Origin of the sequence: Porphyromonas crevioricanis (assembly GCF_900476255.1) — a bacterium.
GTDB lineage: Bacteria > Bacteroidota > Bacteroidia > Bacteroidales > Porphyromonadaceae > Porphyromonas > Porphyromonas crevioricanis.
In genome coordinates, this window is record NZ_LS483447.1 from 2,005,001 (window position 1) to 2,026,032 (window position 21,032).

Genomic DNA, 21,032 nt, shown 5'->3' on the forward strand with positions numbered 1-21,032 from the left:
ATAGATGCCCCGAAGGGATAACAACTCTCGCTGCCTGTCATCTATATTTCAATCCCGGGTAAGGTTCCTCGCGTATCATCGAATTAAACCACATGTTCCTCCGCTTGTGCGGGCCCCCGTCAATTCCTTTGAGTTTCATCGTTGCCGACGTACTCCCCAGGTGGATTACTTAACGCTTTCGCTAAGAAGCATACACTCATATCGCATACTCCGAGTAATCATCGTTTACGGCGTGGACTACCAGGGTATCTAATCCTGTTTGATACCCACGCTTTCGTGCTTCAGTGTCAGATATAGCCCGGTAAGCTGCCTTCGCAATCGGGGTTCTGTATGATATCTATGCATTTCACCGCTACACCATACATTCCGCCTACCTATTCTAATCTCTAGCTCTGCAGTTTCAACGGCATGCTAGGGGTTGAGCCCCCAGGTTTCACCACTGACTTACAAAACAACCTACGCACCCTTTAAACCCAATAAATCCGGATAACGCTCGCATCCTCCGTATTACCGCGGCTGCTGGCACGGAGTTAGCCGATGCTTATTCGCAGGGTACTTGCAATTAAATACGCGTATCTAATTTTACTCCCCTGAAAAAGAGGTTTACAATCCTTAGGACCGTCTGCCCTCACGCGACTTGGCTGGTTCAGGCTCTCGCCCATTGACCAATATTCCTCACTGCTGCCTCCCGTAGGAGTCTGGTCCGTGTCTCAGTACCAGTGTGGGGGATAAACCTCTCAGTTCCCCTATCCATCGTCGCCTTGGTGAGCCGTTACCTCACCAACTAGCTAATGGAACGCATGCCCATCTGTCAGTAATAAATCTTTCCTTATCCCCCCATGCAGAAGAATAAGTGTATCCAGTATTAGTCCGGCTTTCACCGGGTTATCCCAGTCTGACAGGTAGGTTGCATACGCGTTACGCACCCGTGCGCCGGTCGCCGGCATAAGTAGCAAGCTACTTACCCGATGCCCCTCGACTTGCATGTGTTAAGCCTATCGCTAGCGTTCATCCTGAGCCAGGATCAAACTCTCCATTGTTATCTTGTTTTGTTTGTTTTCCTGTTATATGCTCATTATCGTTCGCCTGGTTGGTTGTACTTGACGAAAGTCTCGTTTCCTTATATGACCCCCTCTATAATAATCACGTGAAAAAAACTTCACAGCCAAAATAAAGGAGAGGAAAAAAACATTCCTGTACTACACTTTTGTTCTATGAATATCGTCAAAGATCTCTTCGCTTTACCTAAACTCCCCTTTCCTAAGAATGCTCCCCGGCAAGCCAACCCTCTGGATCAGCTGCAAAAAGCCACTCAAAAAAAAGGAAAACCGAGTCCAACTTAAAAAAACAAGCAGCAGACCACTGTCAAAAAAAAGGAGTACACACTCCTCAAATAACAGCTCTATCGCCTTCTGCCATTCCTTTCAAGTGGCGCCCCGCTCGGGCTTAGCGAATGCAAAGATAAAACAGTTTTTCCTTCCAATCCAAATCAAATACCAAAATATTTGACGAAAGATTAGTCGAGAGAGGCCTAACAGACTTGAAATCAGCACGAAACAAAAACAAAACTTTTTCCCGGAAAAACAACTCCAAAACAAGAAATCAAGAAAAAGAGAAAAAAAACATGGAAACACATGAGATTATGAAAAAAGAAGCGAGAAGGGAGAAGCGAGAGAGGAGAAGCGAGAGAGGAGAAGCGAGAGAGGAGAAGCGAGAGAGGAGAAGCGAGAGAGGAGAAGCGAGAGAGGAGAAATAAGAGGTGAGAAGGGAAAATGCTATCCTGTCGGAAGAAGAAAAGGGGCATATCTCTCACTCCTAAATGTGGCATGTTTTGTTAAGCATCATGCTCGCAAAAAGAAGAGAAAAAACACCTGAAAAAGCAGCCAAATACAAGTGAACAAAAAAAACTCTCAAAGGCTTTACAATGACCGCCTAAAAGGCCGATGAATAGAGCGTTCTGGAAAGGTCGGGTTTTTCTCCTCAGAGAAATTTTGCTAACACAGGAGAAAAAGTTTGCTCTCACAGGAGAGAATTTTTGCTCGCTCCCCTGTTAGAAAAAAACAGCTCCATAGAGAACAAAAAAAACAAGAGAAAAACAGACTCAATAATACCCCAATTTCAAGAAAAAAATACCAGAAAAAGAAAATGAAATTATAATATTCTTAGGAAAATTATATAGATACAAAAGAGATGCAAGAAGGAATAATCCGGAGTGTATTAGTAAAGCGTTTTCCTACCCTTGGCAGGGATAGTCTGTATCGAACCATGCAAATATTGACAACAAATCAAAATCTGCGGTAAAAAAATAACTTTGCATGCAGGAGGGGTGTTCGTTTTCAAAAGACAAGAGAATAAAAGAGGAGAGTCCCTATAAATATGGAGAGGGAATAGAACAAGAGAGCGTCACAAACGTACCCTACCCCCCACAAAGTAAAAAGACTGAAAGGGCAAACAAAAGTCCAACGTATTAAAAAGCATTTGATTATGAGCAAGAAAGACTATTTACGTACACTATTTGCAATAGCAGTACTGCTATTGGAGGGGTACTTGCCAAATGTGTCTTATGCGCAGACACAAGAAACTCCTGTCATAACAATGACTACGAGCAGGAAGGCCGGAGAAAAAATCAGACTAGGAATCAGAAGTGAAGGGGAAATCCGCATTGAAGGAGTGGAAGAAGAGGCAGAAACGATGGGACAAAAAGAATACACCCTGACTCAAACAAGCGTTTCCATATATGGCGATATCAGAGAATTAGGCTGCAATTCCAATCAGTTGGCCTCTTTGGACGTAAGTAAGAATACGGGCCTAAGAAAACTGTCCTGCGTCGACAACCAACCGACAGAATTGGATGTAAGCATGAATACAAAGCTCAAAGAGCTATGGTGCTTCTCTAACCAAATCAAAGGAGAAGCTATGACAAAGCTCATCGAAGGATTGACAAATTAGGATGGGAGAAGAAAGGGTCGGAGTATTGATAGTGATCAATAGTCGGGATACAGAGGAACAAAACATTTGCCTCGAGAGCGATGTGACTATAGCCAAGGAAAAGAACTGGATACGTCTATGACTTTAATGGAGATTCTAAAAACAAAAAAGAATACGAAGGAAGTACCAATGTAAAGCGCATCGCTAAAAAACAGTCGATAAACCTTTTTCCTAATCCGGCCCGAGAGTTCGTGTACATAGAAGGCTTGATGCCAGAAGAAGAAGTGACACTCTTTTCTTCAGACGGGGTACGGATCTGGTCCGCCAAAGCAAGTGAGACCGGACAGTTGAAACTCTCTCTCGAATCCCTTGCAGCAGGTACCTATATCATAAGGGCAGGCAAACAATCAGCTCGTCTCTTGGTCAAATAAGTCTCCAAGACATATTCTTTTGCCTCGGCATAAAAAGAGTAGCCGAGGTGACACAAATAAGCCCGAAAGCGTTTGGATGCGACTTTCGGGCCTATTTCGTTTCTCGACTTAGAGTCTATTCTTCCTTGAGAAACCATATGAGATCTTTGTATAACACAGCACTCGCCACGTTATATTCGACATTCAGGCTTAGCTATAATGGCAGATACACCTCTCTACACCCTCATTCTCAATGGCTTGCAATTACCGTATTCTGCAAAATCAACAAAATAGCAAGTCTAATTACCGTTTGGAAGTCCGTACAAAAGTCTTTATATGTGTAATACAGCCTCATTTATAGAGATATTCGCTAAATTTGGGGTCATTAGATCGAATTCGAATATTGGGACAAATGCAAGGAATGTCGGATTTTCCCCTCTTCTACGCACCGGATGTAGCATTGACAGCCTCTCTACCAGAAACTGAGGTTGCTCACTGTTGTCGTGTACTGCGCCTTTCGGCCGGAGAAGAAATAGAGGTTACGGATGGACAAGGACATTTCTATCACGCACGACTGACACAAGTAGACAAACGAGGCTGCTCCCTGGAGCTTCTGCAAAAAAATCACTGGCAACCCTATTGGGGTGGACGAATTACCATAGCCATTGCTCCGACCAAGAATATGGATCGGATGGAATGGATGACAGAAAAGCTCGTTGAAATGGGGGTTGATACCATTGTTTTTATGCAAACGTCTCAATGCGAACGAAAACAGATACGTGCAGATAGGATAGAGCGTATCGCTGTCAGTGCCATGAAGCAATCGCTCAAAGCCTACCTTCCCCGGATAGAAGTAGGCCGACCATTCAGCGACTTTGTCCGAAGCCAGAGCTCATCTGACTCTTGTAGACTCATTGCCCACTGCTCATCACAGAAGGACTTACCCCAACGACTTCCGTTCCACAAATTATATAAGGGGCAAGAAGATGTAGTAGTCATGATTGGCCCGGAGGGAGACTTTTCCCTACAGGAAGTGCAAGAAGCCATTTCATTCGGCTTTGCTCCACTCAGTTTGGGAGAAGCTCGCTTACGAACAGAAACAGCAGCCCTCTCTGCTTTGTCCTGGATACACGCAATACAACAAATGCGACAATAACCGAGCTAAAGACAACCAATCTCGTTTAGGATAAATAAAACAAAATGGAATCTAAGAAAGAAATTAAATTTAGCCTGATCTACCGCGATATGTGGCAATCGTCAGGCAAGTTTCAGCCACGAGCCGATCAATTGGCTCAAATAGCACCCCTGATTATTGAAATGGGGTGTTTCGCACGGGTCGAGACCAATGGAGGAGCATTCGAGCAAGTATGCCTCTTGGCCGGTAACAACCCTAACGAAGCTGTGCGAGCTTTTACCAAAGCATTCAACGAAGCCGGAATACAAACGCATATGCTGGACCGCGGTCTCAATGCCTTACGTATGTATCCAGTACCGGCCGACGTTCGCCGACTGATGTACAAGGTGAAGAAAGCGCAAGGAACTGATATTACTCGCATCTTCGACGGACTTAACGATGAACGGAACATCATCCCGTCTATCAAATATGCCTTGGAAGCGGGCATGATCCCACAGGCGACTCTGTGTATCACATACTCGCCTGTGCATACAGTAGAGTATTACACTGCTCTTGCCGATAAACTAATCGCAGCCGGAGCTCCCGAAATATGTCTCAAAGACATGGCTGGTATCGGTCGTCCTGCTTTCTTGGGTCGTCTGGTGAAAGAAATCAAAGCAAAACACCCTGATGTAATCATCGAATACCATGGCCACTCCGGGCCGGGCTTCTCTGTAGCCTCCATGCTCGAAGTTTGTGAAAACGGAGCCGACATCATCGATGTAGCCATGGAGCCAATCTCGTGGGGAAAGATCCATCCGGATGTTATCACCATACAGCAAATGCTGCGCGATGCAGGCTTCAAGGTGGCAGATATCAACATGAGTGCATATATGAAAGCTCGAGCTCTGACACAAAGCTTCATTGATGAATGGCTCGGATATTTCCAAGATTCAACGAACAAACATACATCCTCACTGCTCGTTGGTTGTGGTTTGCCAGGAGGTATGATGGGATCAATGATGGCTGACCTGAAAGGGGTGCATGCCGGTATCAATATGTATTTGCGCCAAAACAATCAGCCGGAACTAAGTGTAGACGACTTGCTTGTCCGTCTCTTTGAGGAGGTTGAATATGTTTGGCCTCGTCTGGGCTATCCTCCGCTGGTTACTCCATTTAGCCAGTATGTCAAAAACGTAGCATTGATGAATGTCTACAATATGATTCGAGGTGAAGGCCGTTGGCAGGCTATCGACCAAAACATCTGGGGTATGATCCTCGGAAAAAGTGGAAGACTACCGGGCAAGCTCGATCCGGAAATCATTGCTTTGGCAAAAGAAAAAGGATATGAGTTTACAGACGAAGATCCCCAAACCAACTACCCGGACGCCCTTGATGAATATCGCAAGGAAATGGATGAGAATGGTTGGGACTACGGCCGTGATGATGAAGAATTGTTCGAGCTTGCTATGCATGATCGTCAATACCGTGACTACAGAAGTGGCGTAGCAAAAGAACGCTTCGAGAATGATCTGGCCAAAGCCAAAGCCGATGCATTGGCAAAGAAAGGTTACAATGACGAGGATGTAAAGAAAGCCATGCGTGCCGGTGCACACCCCATTTGCGCCACAGCAAATGGATTCCTGCGTTGGGAAGTAGACCCCGCAGGTTCTATGGCACCTAATCCCGGTACTCGTTTCTTGACCAACCAGCCAATCTGCATTATCGAAACATCTGTGGGGTACATCGAAGAGATGCGTAGCAACTTCACGGGTAAGTTGATCGAAGTATGTGTTCCACAAGGGGCTGTTGTAAAGAAAGGTCAGGAGATTGCCTACATCAAGCCGGATGATAAAGAAGAGACCTACCGTGAGGTGGCTCCGAAATTCAAAAGAGTGGAGGAAATGGCCACTCCTCGCAAGCGTGTAGCTGCTCCGCCTAAGCATTATTGATACAGGTCTCATTTCAGTCAGACAACCTGAATAGAGATCGGCATCCATAAAAAAGGGAAGAGCCACAGACCGAAATTCGGTCTGTGGCTCTTCCCTTTTTTTGCTATATGAAGTCTCCTATTGCTCCAGTAACCCGATAAGTCCTGAGACTAAACCGACCAAAGAGACCAAGGCAAATATAATGGCAACAATGCGGTTAAACCAACGCAAACCTATAACGGAAATTCGATCTCTCAGTTTGCTTACCAAATGTGTAATGGCGTACCACCAACTCAAGGCTCCAATGGCAATCCCCAACATCACTATACAATAGCCCAAGAAAGCACTTAAGCCCTCAGGAACGATATTGAACCGAGTAAAAAGGGCAATGAAGAAGAGAATAATAAGGGGATTACTAAAAGTGAGAAAGAAAGAACTCACTATCGTACGCATATAATTGGGACTGGTATGCTCCTCTGTCTCCAGAATATCCAATGACGCACGAGAGCGATATAAATAGAAAGCGAAGCCCAGCATTAGGAAACTCCCCAAGAGCGTAAAAATGGGATTGTTGTCTTTCACAAAGCTCACCACGAAGCCTACTCCAAGGTAGGTGAGAGTAGCATACACCAAGTCACTCACAGCAGCACCGACTCCCGTCATTAAGCCTTCCTTGTAGCCCTTGTGCAGGGTTCGCTTAATGCAAAGCACCCCTATCGGCCCCATGGGAGCGGATACAAGTATTCCAATTATGATGGCTTTAACTACCGTTGTAAGTATCATGCCGTCTCTGTCTCCTCGTCTTTCTTATTTAGACACTGATATTTGATAACCCAAACGCTTCTTCTTGTAATGTATAGAGAGTATATAATTGCCTTCTACGAACAAATCACCCAATTCCAAAACAGCCAACTGTGAGTGATAATGATTTTCATAGCAAAGCTCTCCCGCATAGTTATAAACACGTACTTGCATTTCGGGCTGTTTATCCGAAGAAGGGAGCTGTATCAAAGCTCTGGTTCCATCCCAACGCACCTGCACATGTTCGGGATCTTTCAGTCCGCCCTCCTGACCGATAGGTTGTACCAGCAAATCAACCCAATAGCTCCCTTGATAGGGAGATTCGGTGTCTGTAGCCGGTATCCAGAGAGCTTCACTATTCTTGTGAAAAGCAGCCGAAGCACTGGTTGTCTGAGTTTTCAAGCGCAACACTGGCAGATCCATCGGTCTCATATCTGTAGTATTAAGACCACAGACAATCTCCAGGTTTCCATTCAAATCGAGATAATTTCCTCCATCAGAAGTCTCAATGGGGATAAAAAAGTCTATTGTATCAGTTACAGTGCGAGCACGAGGAGAGAACTCCTCCTGATTGGCATTGTAGCGAAGGTATTGCGGTTCCTTTACCTTATTGAAATACACCAACTGCTTGGGCTTACCCGGCTCTCCTGCATAAATACTCAGGTTGTAATCTTTGAAATCTCCCCAATTTTTGATCGGCTTCATTGGGGCTAATACAGCATAAGCTCCCAATATCCTCACTTTTGACGGGAAAGAGTAGACTGTACCCACCCCGGATATGGAAGTTCCCTCGAAAGCTGCATGCTCCAACTGGTCGCTGTGCAACGAATTGATAACTCGACTGATACGCACAGCCGGATGAGGAGCATAAGGATCATATCCCTGACAGTAAATAGCACCACTACCACTCTTGTCCAACTTATCCCTAAGGGAATGCAAAGGATTGCCCGTATCCGTATCCCAGCTTTTGTTCAAAGCCCAGAAAAAGTCGTTGTAAGGAGTTGGGCAATAAGAGCGACCACCCGAAAGGGCACCAATGATCAAACCATTTCCATCGAACAGAGGAGCACCACTCGAACCGGGAGCAGTAGTGCCAATCTGCCATTGTTTGATATGCCAATGCACATCCCTCCAAGTATACTTCCCTGCATTGAAACTCTTCAGACTGATTGGGCTATCACTCCGACTATATCGCTTAACTGCTGCGAGAGGGTGATGAATAGTAGTATAAGGAGCAGGCGGTGTACCACTGATATTCCACCCGGCAAAATAAGGCTTATAAGCCGCAGGGATAGGCAAATCTTTTCCCTCTCTATCTTTGGGCAGACCTGTAATTCGCAGCAAACACATATCTCGCTTCTCATTAAAAGCGATCAGCTCTGCTCCACTAAGAGTGAGCTCTTCGGAGCCTCGGATAAACGATTTGGCCAAGGGGCTTTCAAAACCGAAGAAAAAGACTGTAGTACGAGCAATACGCGCTGACTCTCCCTCGATCCCAGTAAATGCAAAATTTCTATTATAGCAATGAGAGGCTGTCAAGACATAAGGAGTACCATCAGAAGCAGTGTTGTTGATCAAAGCACCACTACAAACGACACGCCCCTCCACAACCATTAGCAAAACAGAGCGTGATTGTTCGTTCACTTCCGGGTGGCCAGCTACATTCGGAGCACAATCCAGCCCCGAGAGTGTATGCCACGGCTCTCCGACATCATGGACCCTCAGCTGACTCAAATCCTTATATGCATGATTTAATTCAGTGATTTTCAGACGCATATTATCCGGCAACAACTTATCTGGGTTAGTTGGCCAACTACACTCAATTGTTATTTCATCCCCGGCGAGAGGTGCAACGGCCAATATACCGGAAGGATTGTTGTTCTGATCGGTATAAGCACCTTTAACACCAAAGGGAGTATAGACATACAATTCCGCTTCGGGAGGGAGTTGATACTCTCCAAAAAGGACATTCAGGCTATAAGCTCCATGACTCTTTAGCCTAAGGGTCCATACACTGCGATCTCCCACTTGCACTATACGCCCACTATTATCAGGGCTATAATCCAAAGACCTCCCAACAGCAAAAGGATAAGCTCCTCTCAACACGGAAGAGCTATAAGCTTCCTCCTGACGATAGATAGCAGCACTATCTATAGGAGGCAACTCTACACAAAAATCCGAAAAGCCGGTAGAGCGAAGCCTGAAAAACTGCTCAGACAAGCCCATGGGCATGCCTGCTCTCTCGATCTGCCCCCAAGCCCGGGGAATCGACAGAAAAGCGAGCCCCAACAGAATGGAGAAAAAGTATCGGTATAGTTTAGACATACGATTCCACTTGATTAACACAGCAAAGATACAAAATCCACCCCGAGGGCTTCAGGGTAACACAGCCCAAGTAAGAACATGGTTTTCAGGCAAATCGACATGTACCTCTATCTCTTGTGGCAAGTCCATACTCGGACAGTGTACAAAAAAAGGGAGAACTTGGCCTTGAAAAGCAGCTCTCAAAAAATCCACTCCTGTCAAATCTTTAAGGATAAAAGATTGAGACAAAGAGGCAGAAGCAGGGGCAATCAGCTTATACAAAGTCTCCTTGGCCGACCACAACATACAAGCAGCCAAATCAGGCGAAAAAGATTGGTGTACCGACTGTATCTCTCTGACAGAAGCGAACTTCGATATCACTTGCAAGCATTTGGAAGAAACGGGCTCGATGTCTATTCCATTCTGCGAAGGAGAGAGAGACAAAATCGCAGCTATAGCAGCACCCGTATGACTCAGACTGATATTCAGATTGGGGAAAAGAGGGAGGTAAGGAGCTCCATTCGGCTTGTGTGCCACTTCCAATTCTGAAGGTGGAACCCTCAAAACCGAAGACAGAAGAACCCGTAACTCTCGACGCTGATACGCCAATCGCTCAGGTCTTCGTATGGAACAAGTATCGATCCAACCCAATAAGGGAGTATCAAGAGGACAGTCGGAGAAGCACTGCCTCATACTGCACTCTCCAAGGATTGTTGAGATTTGCGATGTAACTTGACTTCTAATATGCGACGCTTATCCATGGATACAACCACAAAATGCCAGCCATTATAAGTCACTTCATCACCCGGAAGGGGCAAATCCTGTTTTATCTCCAGAACCAAGCCCCCGAGAGTATCGACCTCTTCGCCCAACTCACCAAAGGCATCCTCATCCAGCTGCAAGTAACGACGGACATCGCTCAGAGAGGTCTTTGCCTCAAACAGACAACTACCATCCGGATAGCGTGTATAGGGTAACTCCTCTTCATCATATTCATCGGTAATCTCTCCGACTATTTCTTCCAAAATATCTTCCATTGTGATGATTCCACTCGTGCCGCCAAATTCATCTACAACGATAGACATATGCACCTTGTTGGCACGAAGTTCCTCCAGCAAATCATCAATGCGCTTATTTTCCGGAACAAAATAGGCCGGCCGCATCAACTTCTGCCATGCAAAAGAGGCATCCTTCTGACGATGCGGTATCAAGTCTTTGAGGTAAATGATTCCCTTGATATTATCCTCTGATTCTTCGTAAACAGGGATACGTGAATAACCGGAAGAAACAGCAAATTCGAGCATTTTCTCAAAGTCCCAACTAATATCAATGTCTACCATGTCAATGCGCGGAACCATTACCTCGCTTGCTGTTTTGCTATAGAATTTGATAATCTCGCTGATCATAGCCTTCTCTTCTACGGCTGCGCTTCCGGTTGTCAGCTGCACAGCTTTAGACAGATCATCTACCGACAGATCATACTGCGGACGGCCTTTTCGAGCATCAATGAGCTTTGCCGTAGAGCGTACCAGCAACCAACTTATCGGGTTAAGTATTTTGCGCACGATTCTCATCTTGGGGGCAGAAAAGCGAGAGAAATCCAATGGAGAACGTTGAGCATATACTTTAGGGATAATCTCTCCAAAAAGCAGCAATACAAGGGTAAGAGCAATTGTCTGCAAGATAAAACCAGCCATTGGGGAACGACTGAAATCGAATATGTTATTGACAGCATAAGTGCTGAGCATTACTACAGCCACATTGACGATGTTATTCCCGATCAAGATACAAGCCAATAGTTCTTCGGGGTTACTCAAAAGCTGCTTCAACACTCTGTCTGCATCGGTTTTCTCTGCTTTGACTTCTGCTAAGTCGGCCGGTTTGATCGAAAAGAAAGCCACCTCCGAAGAAGACATATAGCCAGAAGCGATCAACAGCAAGACGACCAAGACCAATGCTATGGCCACCGGCACACTGATTGGAGAAACTTGTACTTGCGAAAAGATCTCGCCAAGCGATGAAAAAGAATCCAAAATATTCCTACTTAATAATATTTACAGCAAAGATATATAATTACGCCACCGTTCACTGTTCACTCCCTTTGGGGATCCGTGGGCTACTTTCGTTCTTCCGAGGATCATCGAAGAAACGTATTCTGTCTGCCACAATCTCAGTGACATAACGCTGCACCCCTCCCCTATCGACATAAGTCCGATAACGCAGCTTCCCCTCTACATAGAGCATCGCACCGCGACGCACCCATTGCTCTACAAATCGAGCTGTATCTTGGTATGCCACGATGTTGTGCCATTCTGTACGCTCGGGCAATTGTGTCCCATCTGGGAGTTTACCCTCTCTCTCGGATGTTGCTAAAGAGAAATGAGCTACACAGGATTCTCTGTCGAAATACCTCACCTCCGGATCTTTTCCGACCAATCCCAAAAGAATCACCTTATTGATGGACATAGACCTTTTCTACCGAAAAAGATTTACAAAAAAAGATTGTCACACAGGCCAATACACAGAGCATGACCTATGAGACAACCTTCTATAAAAGCTCCGAATGGAGGATATCAATTTTGCTCTTTTTTGTAGGAAGAATTGAGAAACTTCACTACATCTTCGGTGATATCGTATGCGCTATCAGCATACAAAATACTTTCAACCCCTACTTTGGTGAGGATAAACTGATATTTTTTCGTCTTGTTGTACTCCGCCAAAGCCTCATTGAGCTGCTTATGCAGTTTTTCATTCGACTGCTGCTGCTTGAGTAAAAACTCCTGCGTCAATTTCGCTTCAAGGGTCTCTCCTTGCTGTTGCATAGCAAGGAGTTTCTGCTGCTCAGCCTCTATCGAAGCCTGACTGAGAAAAGCATTGGTACGACGCTTGCGGTCGAAATCTTCGGCTGCCTTTCGCAATGCATTGGCTTTTGACGTAAGCTGTTTACGATTGGCTTCAGCCTCTTTGGTCAGCTCTTCAGTGATATCCTTGTAGTACTGATATCGGGCATAGAGAGTATCCAAGCGGACGTATGCAATCCGAAGATCGGCCATCTTAGCGGTATCGCCCATCGGAGCTGCGGACGTCTGACATCCTCCCCGCGATCCACCACAGCCAAGAAGAGACAAAACGAAAGCCGCACACGCTGCTGACGAAATGAAATAATAAAGAAGTTTCTTAGTCATATATCGCAATCTGTTTTTTATTCCTGATTTATACGCTGTTGCAGACTCATACGCTCTTCTGCCTGCTGCATTTGGGAGCGGTGACATTGGATACCCTTTCGTCTCAGAGCCGGTACATCGCTTACGTGTCCGGTCGGGAAACTCCCTCCTTTCACAAAAAAGACCTTGACAGCCATCAGAAAAACCCCCAAGACTAACAAGAGTAAGGTAATAACAAGGACTATCAAGGTCGTCTTCATTCAAAATCCTATATTTGTACACTGCAAAGGTAGAACATAATACAATACGAAATCATACATCCTAAATCAGCATTGAAAATGAAGATGACAGATCTAAAGCCCACTATCCTGTGGCAATGCTTCGACGAGATTACCAAAGTACCTCGCCCCTCGAAGAAAGAAGAAAAAATAATCGCCTATCTGGAAGAGTTTGCCCGCAAACACAATATCGATTATTCCAAAGACCAAATCGGGAATATCGTGATGCGTAAGCCGGCTACTAAAGGGTACGAACATCTGGAAACCGTGATACTGCAGAGCCATATGGATATGGTTTGTGAGAAGAACTCCGACGTAGTACATGACTTTGAAAAAGACCCCATCCGCACAGTTGTAGACGGAGATTGGCTCAGAGCAGAAGGAACGACATTGGGAGCAGATAACGGCATAGGCTGTGCAGCTCAAATGGCTGTTCTCATCAGCAACGATATAGAGCATGGGCCTCTGGAATGTCTTTTCACCGTGGATGAAGAAACAGGACTTACCGGAGCACAAAATATCCAACCCGGATTCCTCTCAGGGAAAATCCTGCTCAACCTCGATAGTGAAGACGAAGGCGAAATGTTTATCGGATGTGCTGGAGGGAAAGACACTCAAGGGCTGTTTACGTACAAAAAGGAAGAGCTGCCTCAGGGCTATATCTTCCTAAAAGTGTCCGTAAGTGGCTTGCGTGGTGGCCACTCCGGAGGGGATATCCATCTGGGGTTGGGCAATGCCAACAAGCTACTGGCTCGCTTCCTGATGGAAGTAGACAAAGAAATGTCTTGGGTATTAAGTGAGATCAAGGGAGGGAACCTGCGCAATGCTATTGCTCGTGAGGCCTATGCTATAATCGGAATTGAGGCTGCCAAGAAAGAAACCGTACGAGTATTGCTCAATGAATTTTCCGCTGCGGTGGAAAACGAATTGTCAGCTGTAGAGCCGTCTGTCAAATTCTCTCTGGAAACTGCTGAAACTCCGGATTTCAAAATAGACTGTACAACCAAGCACAATCTACTATTGGCCCTCATTGTGTGCCCTCACGGAGTGTTGGGTATGAGTCACGAAATAGAAGGATTGGTAGAAACTTCGACCAACTTAGCCTCTGTGAAGATGATCGAAGACAATGGCATCTTGATTGGCACCAGCCAGAGAAGCTCTACCGAGAGTCTCAAAATAGCTGCCTGTGATCAGGTTGCTTCTACTTTCAGATTGGCAGGAGCCGAAGTGCGTCATTCCGATGGGTATCCCGGGTGGAAACCCAACCCCAACAGCAAGATCTTGCAAGCTGCGTCAGACACCTATGAAGAGATATTTGGCAAAAAACCGGCAATCAAAGCCATCCATGCTGGTCTGGAGTGTGGGCTCTTTCTGGATAAATACCCCTACTTAGATATGGTTTCTTTCGGCCCTACTCTGAGAGATGTGCACTCTCCGGCCGAACGCATCGAAATCAAAACCGTACAAATGTGGTGGGACCACCTGCTCCTACTGTTGAAGCGCATCCCATCTGCCAAGGCTTAATAAGCAGTTGAAACCTTAAAGCAGCGACAGCCCCATCGGATTAGAAAATACCGGTGGGGCTGTCATTTTTTCTTCCTCCATACTCCTCTTTCGGAGGTAGTAGCATATCGAGCAGTTGGATGACTTGACCAAGATCTGCAACCCAAGCACCAGAGGACTATTTTATGTCCCCAAATAGACATGTTTTGTAAAATTTCGACCACAGAAAAACTCGGAAAAATAGTGAGAAAACAAGGCATATGTACAGGTGGATGTAATTCCTTTTTATATGTCTTATATGGGTCTCTCAAAACACCGATGAATAGGGCGTTCTGAAGGGGTCAAATTTTCCTCCTGAGAGAATTTTTGCTAACACAGGAGAGAGCAAATTTTTCCTCAGGAGAGAATTTTCGTTCTCTCCCGTGTTAGCAAAAAACCGCTCCAATCAGCGTCAAAAAAGAATAGGAAAACCCGGCAAAAAAGTCCTTGATCTGAGCAGAAAAGAAGCTCCAAGCAGAAAACACAAAAACATAAAAGCAAACAATATAATACACTATAAACTTTTGCTCTAAAGAGCCTTCCTTAAGGATTTAACAATGTTCGTACAACAGTCCCTCTCAGAGATTTGCTGCGGTCGTTTTGACAAAACAAAGAAACGACATACGGCAAAGAGATAAATTCTTTATCTTTGTCCTTTCCAAGGGTTTAGCTTGACTGGGTGTGTAAAAGCAGTTGGATAACCGCAGGATGTAATACAGAATAAATATTAATTACTAACCAGACTTCGATGGACAAAAAAAGAGTCTACACCTTCGGTAATGGGAAAGCCGAAGGAAAAGCAGATATGCGAAATCTGCTTGGTGGCAAAGGGGCCAACCTTGCCGAAATGAACCTTATAGGAGTGCCCGTACCTCCGGGATTTACTATTACGACAGAGGTATGTCAGGAATACTACGATCTGGGACGGGACCGTGTAGTAGAACTACTCAAGCCGGAAGTAGGAGAAGCAATCAAAAATATAGAGAGCCTGGTTAATGCCAAATTTGGTGATGTAGAAAACCCATTGCTGGTCTCTGTTCGTTCTGGTGCTCGCGCGTCTATGCCGGGTATGATGGATACCATTCTCAACCTCGGTCTGAACGACGAGGTCGTAGAGGGACTAATACGGAAGACAGGCAATGAGCGTTTCGTATGGGACTCTTACCGCCGCTTCGTACAAATGTACGGCGATGTGGTATTGGGAATGAAACCTGTGAACAAAGAAGATATAGATCCATTCGAGGAAATCATCGAGAAAGTGAAAGCCGAGAATGGAGTGAAGATGGACAACGAACTGACGGTAGAGAACCTCAAGGACTTGGTACGTCGTTTCAAGGCAGCCGTAAAAGCCCAGACCGGTCTTGACTTCCCCTCTTGTGCCTATGAGCAACTGTGGGGAGCCGTTATGGCCGTATTCAATTCATGGATGAACGAGCGTGCCATCCTCTATCGCAAAATGGAAGGAATCCCCGCAGAGTGGGGTACGGCCGTGAACGTGCAAGCAATGGTATTCGGAAATATGGGCGACACCTCCGCCACGGGAGTATGCTTCTCTCGTGACGCTGGTAATGGAGAAAACCTGTTCAACGGAGAATACCTGATCAATGCTCAGGGGGAAGACGTGGTAGCCGGTGTACGCACCCCACAAGAAATCACCGTGATAGGATCACGTCGTTGGGCAGAACGTGCCGGCATAAGCGAAGAAGAACGCAAGGCCAACTATCCTTCAATGGAAGAAGCAATGCCGGAAATCTATGCCGAGCTGAACCGCCTGCAACAAAAGCTTGAAGATCACTACCGTGATATGCAAGACATGGAGTTCACAGTACAAGAAGGTAAGCTGTGGTTCCTGCAAACACGTAACGGAAAACGTACGGGACGTGCCATGGTAAAGATTGCCATGGACTTGCTCAACGAAGGTGTCATCACGGAGCAGGAAGCTCTTCTCCGTGTAGAGCCTAACAAGCTGGATGAACTGCTGCACCCCGTATTTGACAAGAAAGCCCAATCCATGGCCAGAGTTCTGACCAAAGGTTTGCCGGCTTCTCCGGGAGCAGCCACCGGCCGTATTACATTCTTCGCAGAAGATGCAGCCAAGATGCACGAAGCAGGGAACCCTGTTATCCTCGTTCGTTTGGAAACCTCTCCGGAAGACTTGGCCGGTATGGCTGTTTCCGAAGGAATTCTCACAGCCAGAGGAGGTATGACTTCTCACGCAGCTGTGGTGGCTCGAGGTATGGGCAAATGCTGTGTATCAGGAGCTGGAGCTTTGATTGTAGACTACAAAGCTCGCACCGTAGAAGTGGATGGCACCGTGCTCAAGGAAGGCGACTGGCTCTCTCTTAATGGATCTACCGGTGAGGTGTACGAAGGCAAAGTAGAAACTAAGGCTGCCGACATGGACGATGACTTCGCTCGTCTGATGGAACTGGCTGATAAGTATTCACGACTGAAAGTGCGTACCAACGCCGATACACCTCAAGATGCAGCCGTAGCTCGCAAGTTCGGTGCTGTGGGTATCGGTCTGTGCCGTACAGAGCACATGTTCTTCGAAGGCGAAAAGATCAAAGCCATGCGCGAAATGATCCTCTCGGAAGATGCAGAGGGCCGCGTAAAAGCTTTGTCAAAAATCCTGCCGTATCAAAAAGAAGACTTCAAGGGTATATTCAAGGCTATGGATGGCTTCCCTGTTACCGTACGTTTGCTTGACCCTCCTTTGCATGAGTTTGTACCTCATGATCTGGCAGGGCAACAAGCTATGGCGGATCAAATGGGGGTTTCCATACAAAAGATACAACAACGTGTGGAGGCTCTCTGCGAAGCCAATCCTATGCTTGGGCATCGTGGTTGCCGTTTGGGGAACACCTACCCTGAAATTACCGAGATGCAGACTCGTGCTATCTTGACGGCTTGTCTGGAGCTCAAGCACGAGGGTGTGGTATGTCTGCCGGAAATCATGGTTCCACTCACTGGTATTCTGTATGAATTCCAAGAACAGGAAACTGTAATCCGCAACACGGCCGAAAAAGTGTTTACCGAAATGAATGATAGGATAGACTTCAAGGTAGGTACCATGATCGAGATTCCTCGTGCCGCCCTGACAGCCAACCGTATCGCTTCTCGTGCAGAGTTCTTCTCTTTCGGTACGAACGACCTCACTCAAATGACATTCGGCTATTCTCGCGATGACATTGCTTCGTTCCTGCCTATATATTTGGATAAGAAAATACTCAAGGTGGACCCCTTCCAAGTTCTCGACCAAAATGGAGTAGGCCAATTGGTACGTATGGCAACTGAGAAAGGACGCGATGTACGCCCCGATCTCAAGTGCGGTATCTGCGGTGAGCACGGAGGTGAACCCAGCTCTGTAAAATTCTGCCACAGAGTGGGTCTGAACTACGTATCCTGCTCTCCTTACCGTGTGCCTATCGCTCGCTTGGCTGCCGCACAGGCCGTATTGGAAGAAAGCAAATAAGAACTTTCTCTATCTAAACAAGAGGTAAAAGGGTATGCCGCAACTGATTTTGCGGTGTACCCTTTCTTCTTTTTCTGCTCAAATATCATCATCGAGGGCATCGCACAATATGATCAGGTATCGCCATGTGGGAACAGTTGAGCGAAATGGCTAACTTTCCGCTGCAATACGCAAGTCTGCACAAAATGATCATCAGAACAAAATTCAGCCCCCTGACAATAAGAATCGGGGTTCTATTCGTAGGGATACTCCAGCTTATGCTACTATGGAGCTACCCTCTCCGTCTCAAATCGCAGAATAGCCAAAAAGCCATCTCTATACTACAAGCAGAAGAAAGGAAACAACATTGCAGAATAGCCATGTTGGTCACCGAGCTAAGCAGTGGCAAGCGAATTGTAGATTATAGGCGCAATTGCCGTATGATACCCGCTTCTCTGACCAAACTCATCACAACAGCTTCGGCATTGCGTATCCATGGCCCCGAGGCTTGCTTCCGAACCGAAATAGGTTATACAGGCAGTATTCACAACAAAGAACTGTATGGAGACTTAGTCGTTCTCGGATCTGGAGACCCATCCATAGACAGCCACTATATAGCAGAGGACTCTATCCGCTTCAAAACTTTCGTATGCGAGACTGTATCTCGAGCCGGCATCACACGTATACGAGGCAAAATAATAGTGGATGCCTCTGTCTTCCGGCCGGCAGACAGCTCCTCATCCTGGTTGTACGAAGACTTGGGCGAATACTACGGAGCCTCTCTCTATGGCTTCAATATTCACGACAACCGAATAGATATATATCTGAGAAATGAGGGAAACAAGATACTCCTACACCATATGCAGCCGTCGGAAGTAGAGATCGAACTGATCAATGAGCTAAAACCGGGAGAAAAAAACAGCTGGCACATCAACGGAGCTCCGGGAGAAAAAAAACGCAGACTAAGGGGAACCTTATTGACGAAAAGGCGTCGGGAAATGCGCTGTATGATGGACATACCCGATCCCGCAGGCTATATAGCTACAGCTATCCGAAAGCAATTGCAAAAGGAGGGGGTAAAGATAGAGGGCCCCTCCGAAGCCAGGTATGATTATTTACCCGAATGGCATGGGTCGGTAAAGTTTTTGAGTTTCTACCACTCACGCTCATTAGAACAATTGGTGAGGGAGACAAACAGAAGAAGTATCAATCTCTGGGCCGAAGCCTTTATGAACTGTCTGGACGAAAATATCCCGAAAAGCTTTGACGGAGGCTATAATCGCCTCTTGCAATATTGGGAAACTGTAGACCAATTCGATCCCAAGCAAATAAGCCTTTTCGATGGTAGTGGTTTATCTCCCAAAAATCGCATCACTCCTAATTTGCTGGAAGTGGTCTTATTGGAAATGGGCAATCGCAAAAAAGCTGACAATGCAGTTTTCTACAACTCCCTCCCATTAGCCGGACAGGAAGGCTCCGTGCAACATTTCACAACACCTCAAAGCATGAAAGCCCGACTGAAGAGCGGCAGTATGTTCGGGGTACAAGGCTATGCCGGATATGCACAAATAGGCGGCAAAGATGTTACGATCGTTCTTCTTGCCAACGACTTTGTGAATGTTCAATCTATGAGAAAAACAATGCTGGAGGCTCTGCAAACACTGTCCGGAGAAACCGAGCAGCATAAGAAAAGCGACTCTTACCATAAAAGGAAGAGTCGCTCTACTAAGCGAAAGAAGTCTTGATCGGCGAATACTTGATATAGAGTATCAATTACTGGCTGATCTCATTCAGCTCAACCAGCTTATTGACAATAGCATAGATTGTCAAGCCACTGGTACTGTGTATCTCCAGTTTCTTCGCAATATTTCTCCGATGGGTAATGACCGTATGAATTGAAAGAAAGAGCGAATCGGCTATTTGTTTGTTGGTCATACCCTTCACGACACAAACAACAATCTCTTTCTCTCGAGTCGTAAGTGCTTGAGACTCCAGACCGGCCTCTCCAGATTCTACACTAAGTAGCTTATCAAGTATTTCGGACAATCGTTCCATACTATCGGAGATCAGAATCGAATCATCGTAGCCTTTGAGGAAAGAGCTATCGATATGAGAATCCAGCAAAGCCACCACCCGGATATGTCTGTCCGGTGTATAGCTGGGAGAAAGAGAAAGGCCAGATATAAGAGGATTGACAAACAAAATATCCACCCCTTGCAAAGAAAGTTGATCTATCACCTGGTCAATAGAATCAGTAATATCCAAGGTCTGTACCTTGTATCCCGACAATTTCTTCAGCATTGCCTCCAGACCCAATCGCAGCATTGTATTAGGCTCGGCTATCGCAACTTTTAGGATAATAGGATTCATACATTCAGCCTTTCTTTGTCTGTTGCTCCATTATCTCCATAAGTGGTATGAAGATGTGGTCTTCGATAAAGTTGTGAGAAGCCAAATCTTCTTCACAAGAAAAGATATCGTGTAGCACACTGTTGAGTTCGTAACCACTCGGAGCTGGGTAGTATTTTATGATGATGGCCTTGAGTTCGGATATCTTGGCCTCTATCTGATCGTGTTTGCGACGGAAAATAGAGATTTTGTAGTGATCATCCCTCTCTCCTTTAGCCAAATGCTCGGCATAGGGGAATACAGTCTTCTCCTCGTAACTCATATGCTTGTTCACTTCCTCTACATAGTCGTCAAAAAACTTCCGAATCGCGAAAGCGACCTCTTGAGGACAATTGGATATCGCACTTACCAATTGCTGTCTGAGCAAAGGCAAACGGAAATTGAGGAAATAGTCATGCGCATTACGCAAATACGTAAGCAAGTCATTCATCGATATACTCTTAAGCTCCTCTTTCTTGGGCTTCTGTGGGATATTCGCCACTGCATTCAATATCGTGAGCAATGTAGGAGTATCGACATTGCTGCTCTGGCAAACCTCCCCTATTGTCTTTTCCCCAAATCCAAGATGTATACCGAAACGAGTAATAACAAGCAGTAAGTTGTAATGTGCACAAATCAAGTCGCTCATTTTGGTCTGTGCACTAAAAACTCGGGATAAAGGTTTGTTGGTCATCATTATTATGTTGTCAATGTTATT

Annotated in this window: 16 protein-coding genes, 1 rRNA gene and 1 pseudogene (1 of these 18 cut by a window edge); 8 read left to right on the forward strand and 10 right to left on the reverse strand. The window is 45.8% G+C overall.

Features of this window, described 5'->3' with window-relative positions:
- A 16S ribosomal RNA gene (locus DQN70_RS08920) occupies window positions 1–1,040 on the reverse strand; it reaches 491 nt to the left of the window's first position.
- A gap of 500 nt (window positions 1,041–1,540) precedes the next feature.
- Between DQN70_RS08920 and DQN70_RS08925 the strand changes: the two genes are divergently transcribed.
- The 5 genes from DQN70_RS08925 to DQN70_RS08945 all read left to right on the forward strand — a co-directional run bounded on the left by DQN70_RS08925 (window position 1,541) and on the right by DQN70_RS08945 (window position 6,404).
- Window positions 1,541–1,756, forward strand: a complete 216-nt coding sequence (locus DQN70_RS08925) for a hypothetical protein (RefSeq protein WP_111759313.1) — start codon at window positions 1,541–1,543, stop codon at window positions 1,754–1,756.
- 728 nt (window positions 1,757–2,484) lie between these two features.
- Entirely contained in the window at window positions 2,485–2,949 is a 465-nt protein-coding gene (locus DQN70_RS08930) for a hypothetical protein (RefSeq protein ID WP_023940911.1), read from the forward strand.
- A gap of 197 nt (window positions 2,950–3,146) precedes the next feature.
- Window positions 3,147–3,359: a T9SS type A sorting domain-containing protein gene (locus DQN70_RS08935; protein WP_262510159.1), complete on the forward strand. Its 213-nt coding sequence runs from the start codon at window positions 3,147–3,149 to the stop codon at window positions 3,357–3,359.
- A gap of 400 nt (window positions 3,360–3,759) precedes the next feature.
- Window positions 3,760–4,494, forward strand: a complete 735-nt coding sequence (locus tag DQN70_RS08940) for a 16S rRNA (uracil(1498)-N(3))-methyltransferase (RefSeq protein WP_023941018.1) — start codon at window positions 3,760–3,762, stop codon at window positions 4,492–4,494.
- A 44-nt stretch (window positions 4,495–4,538) separates the two neighbouring features.
- The gene (locus DQN70_RS08945) at window positions 4,539–6,404 is read left to right on the forward strand and encodes a pyruvate carboxyltransferase (RefSeq protein WP_023941019.1); all 1,866 of its coding nucleotides are present in this window, start codon (window positions 4,539–4,541) and stop codon (window positions 6,402–6,404) included.
- A 117-nt stretch (window positions 6,405–6,521) separates the two neighbouring features.
- Here the strand turns inward: DQN70_RS08945 and DQN70_RS08950 are convergent, their stop codons facing one another.
- The 7 genes and pseudogenes from DQN70_RS08950 to DQN70_RS08980 form a co-directional block, all read right to left on the reverse strand.
- Window positions 6,522–7,166 (reverse strand): LysE family translocator, encoded by a 645-nt coding sequence (locus tag DQN70_RS08950; RefSeq protein WP_023940885.1) that lies wholly within the window; start codon window positions 7,164–7,166, stop codon window positions 6,522–6,524.
- 24 nt (window positions 7,167–7,190) lie between these two features.
- Window positions 7,191–9,509, reverse strand: coding sequence for a trypsin-like serine peptidase (locus DQN70_RS08955; protein ID WP_023940883.1), 2,319 nt, complete (start codon window positions 9,507–9,509; stop codon window positions 7,191–7,193).
- 51 nt (window positions 9,510–9,560) lie between these two features.
- Window positions 9,561–10,181, reverse strand: a complete 621-nt coding sequence (locus DQN70_RS08960) for a 4'-phosphopantetheinyl transferase family protein (protein ID WP_023936474.1) — start codon at window positions 10,179–10,181, stop codon at window positions 9,561–9,563.
- Window positions 10,178–11,521 (reverse strand): gliding motility-associated protein GldE, encoded by a 1,344-nt coding sequence (gldE, locus tag DQN70_RS08965; RefSeq protein WP_036887930.1) that lies wholly within the window; start codon window positions 11,519–11,521, stop codon window positions 10,178–10,180. Before gldE ends, DQN70_RS08960 begins: the two co-directional genes overlap by 4 nt.
- 94 nt (window positions 11,522–11,615) lie before the next feature.
- Window positions 11,616–11,954, reverse strand: a pseudogene (locus tag DQN70_RS08970) (single-stranded DNA-binding protein); the annotation flags it as partial.
- 107 nt (window positions 11,955–12,061) lie between these two features.
- On the reverse strand, window positions 12,062–12,673 hold the full coding sequence (locus DQN70_RS08975; RefSeq protein WP_042226087.1) for an OmpH family outer membrane protein: 612 nt from the start codon (window positions 12,671–12,673) through the stop codon (window positions 12,062–12,064).
- A gap of 17 nt (window positions 12,674–12,690) precedes the next feature.
- Window positions 12,691–12,912, reverse strand: a complete 222-nt coding sequence (locus DQN70_RS08980; RefSeq protein WP_023936481.1) for a hypothetical protein — start codon at window positions 12,910–12,912, stop codon at window positions 12,691–12,693.
- A gap of 78 nt (window positions 12,913–12,990) precedes the next feature.
- Between DQN70_RS08980 and DQN70_RS08985 the strand changes: the two genes are divergently transcribed.
- The 3 genes from DQN70_RS08985 to dacB all read left to right on the forward strand — a co-directional run bounded on the left by DQN70_RS08985 (window position 12,991) and on the right by dacB (window position 19,671).
- A complete protein-coding gene (locus DQN70_RS08985) occupies window positions 12,991–14,454 on the forward strand; it encodes an aminoacyl-histidine dipeptidase (RefSeq protein ID WP_023936483.1) in 1,464 nt (487 codons plus the stop codon).
- Between the two features lie 766 nt (window positions 14,455–15,220).
- Window positions 15,221–17,947 (forward strand): pyruvate, phosphate dikinase, encoded by a 2,727-nt coding sequence (gene ppdK, locus DQN70_RS08990; protein ID WP_023936489.1) that lies wholly within the window; start codon window positions 15,221–15,223, stop codon window positions 17,945–17,947.
- Window positions 17,948–18,093: 146 nt separating this feature from the next.
- Window positions 18,094–19,671, forward strand: a complete 1,578-nt coding sequence (gene dacB / locus DQN70_RS08995) for a D-alanyl-D-alanine carboxypeptidase/D-alanyl-D-alanine endopeptidase (protein WP_158441742.1) — start codon at window positions 18,094–18,096, stop codon at window positions 19,669–19,671.
- A gap of 28 nt (window positions 19,672–19,699) precedes the next feature.
- On the opposite strand, the gene DQN70_RS09000 is transcribed toward dacB, so the two are convergent.
- Together DQN70_RS09000 and DQN70_RS09005 are read right to left on the reverse strand one after the other, a co-directional pair.
- Window positions 19,700–20,296, reverse strand: a complete 597-nt coding sequence (locus DQN70_RS09000) for a response regulator transcription factor (protein WP_023940872.1) — start codon at window positions 20,294–20,296, stop codon at window positions 19,700–19,702.
- Between the two features lie 4 nt (window positions 20,297–20,300).
- The gene (locus tag DQN70_RS09005; protein ID WP_036888209.1) at window positions 20,301–21,008 is read right to left on the reverse strand and encodes a hemerythrin domain-containing protein; all 708 of its coding nucleotides are present in this window, start codon (window positions 21,006–21,008) and stop codon (window positions 20,301–20,303) included.
- Window positions 21,009–21,032: the final 24 nt, after the last annotated feature.

Coding starts and splice junctions, on each gene's coding strand:
- DQN70_RS08930 (WP_023940911.1), top strand. CDS start 2,485: ATGAGCAAGAAAGACTATTTACGTACACTATTTGCAATAGCAGTACTG.
- DQN70_RS09005 (WP_036888209.1), bottom strand. CDS start 21,008: ATGACCAACAAACCTTTATCCCGAGTTTTTAGTGCACAGACCAAAATG.
- DQN70_RS08985 (WP_023936483.1), top strand. CDS start 12,991: ATGAAGATGACAGATCTAAAGCCCACTATCCTGTGGCAATGCTTCGAC.
- DQN70_RS08960 (WP_023936474.1), bottom strand. CDS start 10,181: ATGAGGCAGTGCTTCTCCGACTGTCCTCTTGATACTCCCTTATTGGGT.
- DQN70_RS08955 (WP_023940883.1), bottom strand. CDS start 9,509: ATGTCTAAACTATACCGATACTTTTTCTCCATTCTGTTGGGGCTCGCT.
- DQN70_RS08975 (WP_042226087.1), bottom strand. CDS start 12,673: ATGACTAAGAAACTTCTTTATTATTTCATTTCGTCAGCAGCGTGTGCG.
- ppdK (WP_023936489.1), top strand. CDS start 15,221: ATGGACAAAAAAAGAGTCTACACCTTCGGTAATGGGAAAGCCGAAGGA.
- DQN70_RS08945 (WP_023941019.1), top strand. CDS start 4,539: ATGGAATCTAAGAAAGAAATTAAATTTAGCCTGATCTACCGCGATATG.
- dacB (WP_158441742.1), top strand. CDS start 18,094: ATGGCTAACTTTCCGCTGCAATACGCAAGTCTGCACAAAATGATCATC.
- DQN70_RS08940 (WP_023941018.1), top strand. CDS start 3,760: ATGTCGGATTTTCCCCTCTTCTACGCACCGGATGTAGCATTGACAGCC.
- DQN70_RS08980 (WP_023936481.1), bottom strand. CDS start 12,912: ATGAAGACGACCTTGATAGTCCTTGTTATTACCTTACTCTTGTTAGTC.
- DQN70_RS08950 (WP_023940885.1), bottom strand. CDS start 7,166: ATGATACTTACAACGGTAGTTAAAGCCATCATAATTGGAATACTTGTA.
- DQN70_RS09000 (WP_023940872.1), bottom strand. CDS start 20,296: ATGAATCCTATTATCCTAAAAGTTGCGATAGCCGAGCCTAATACAATG.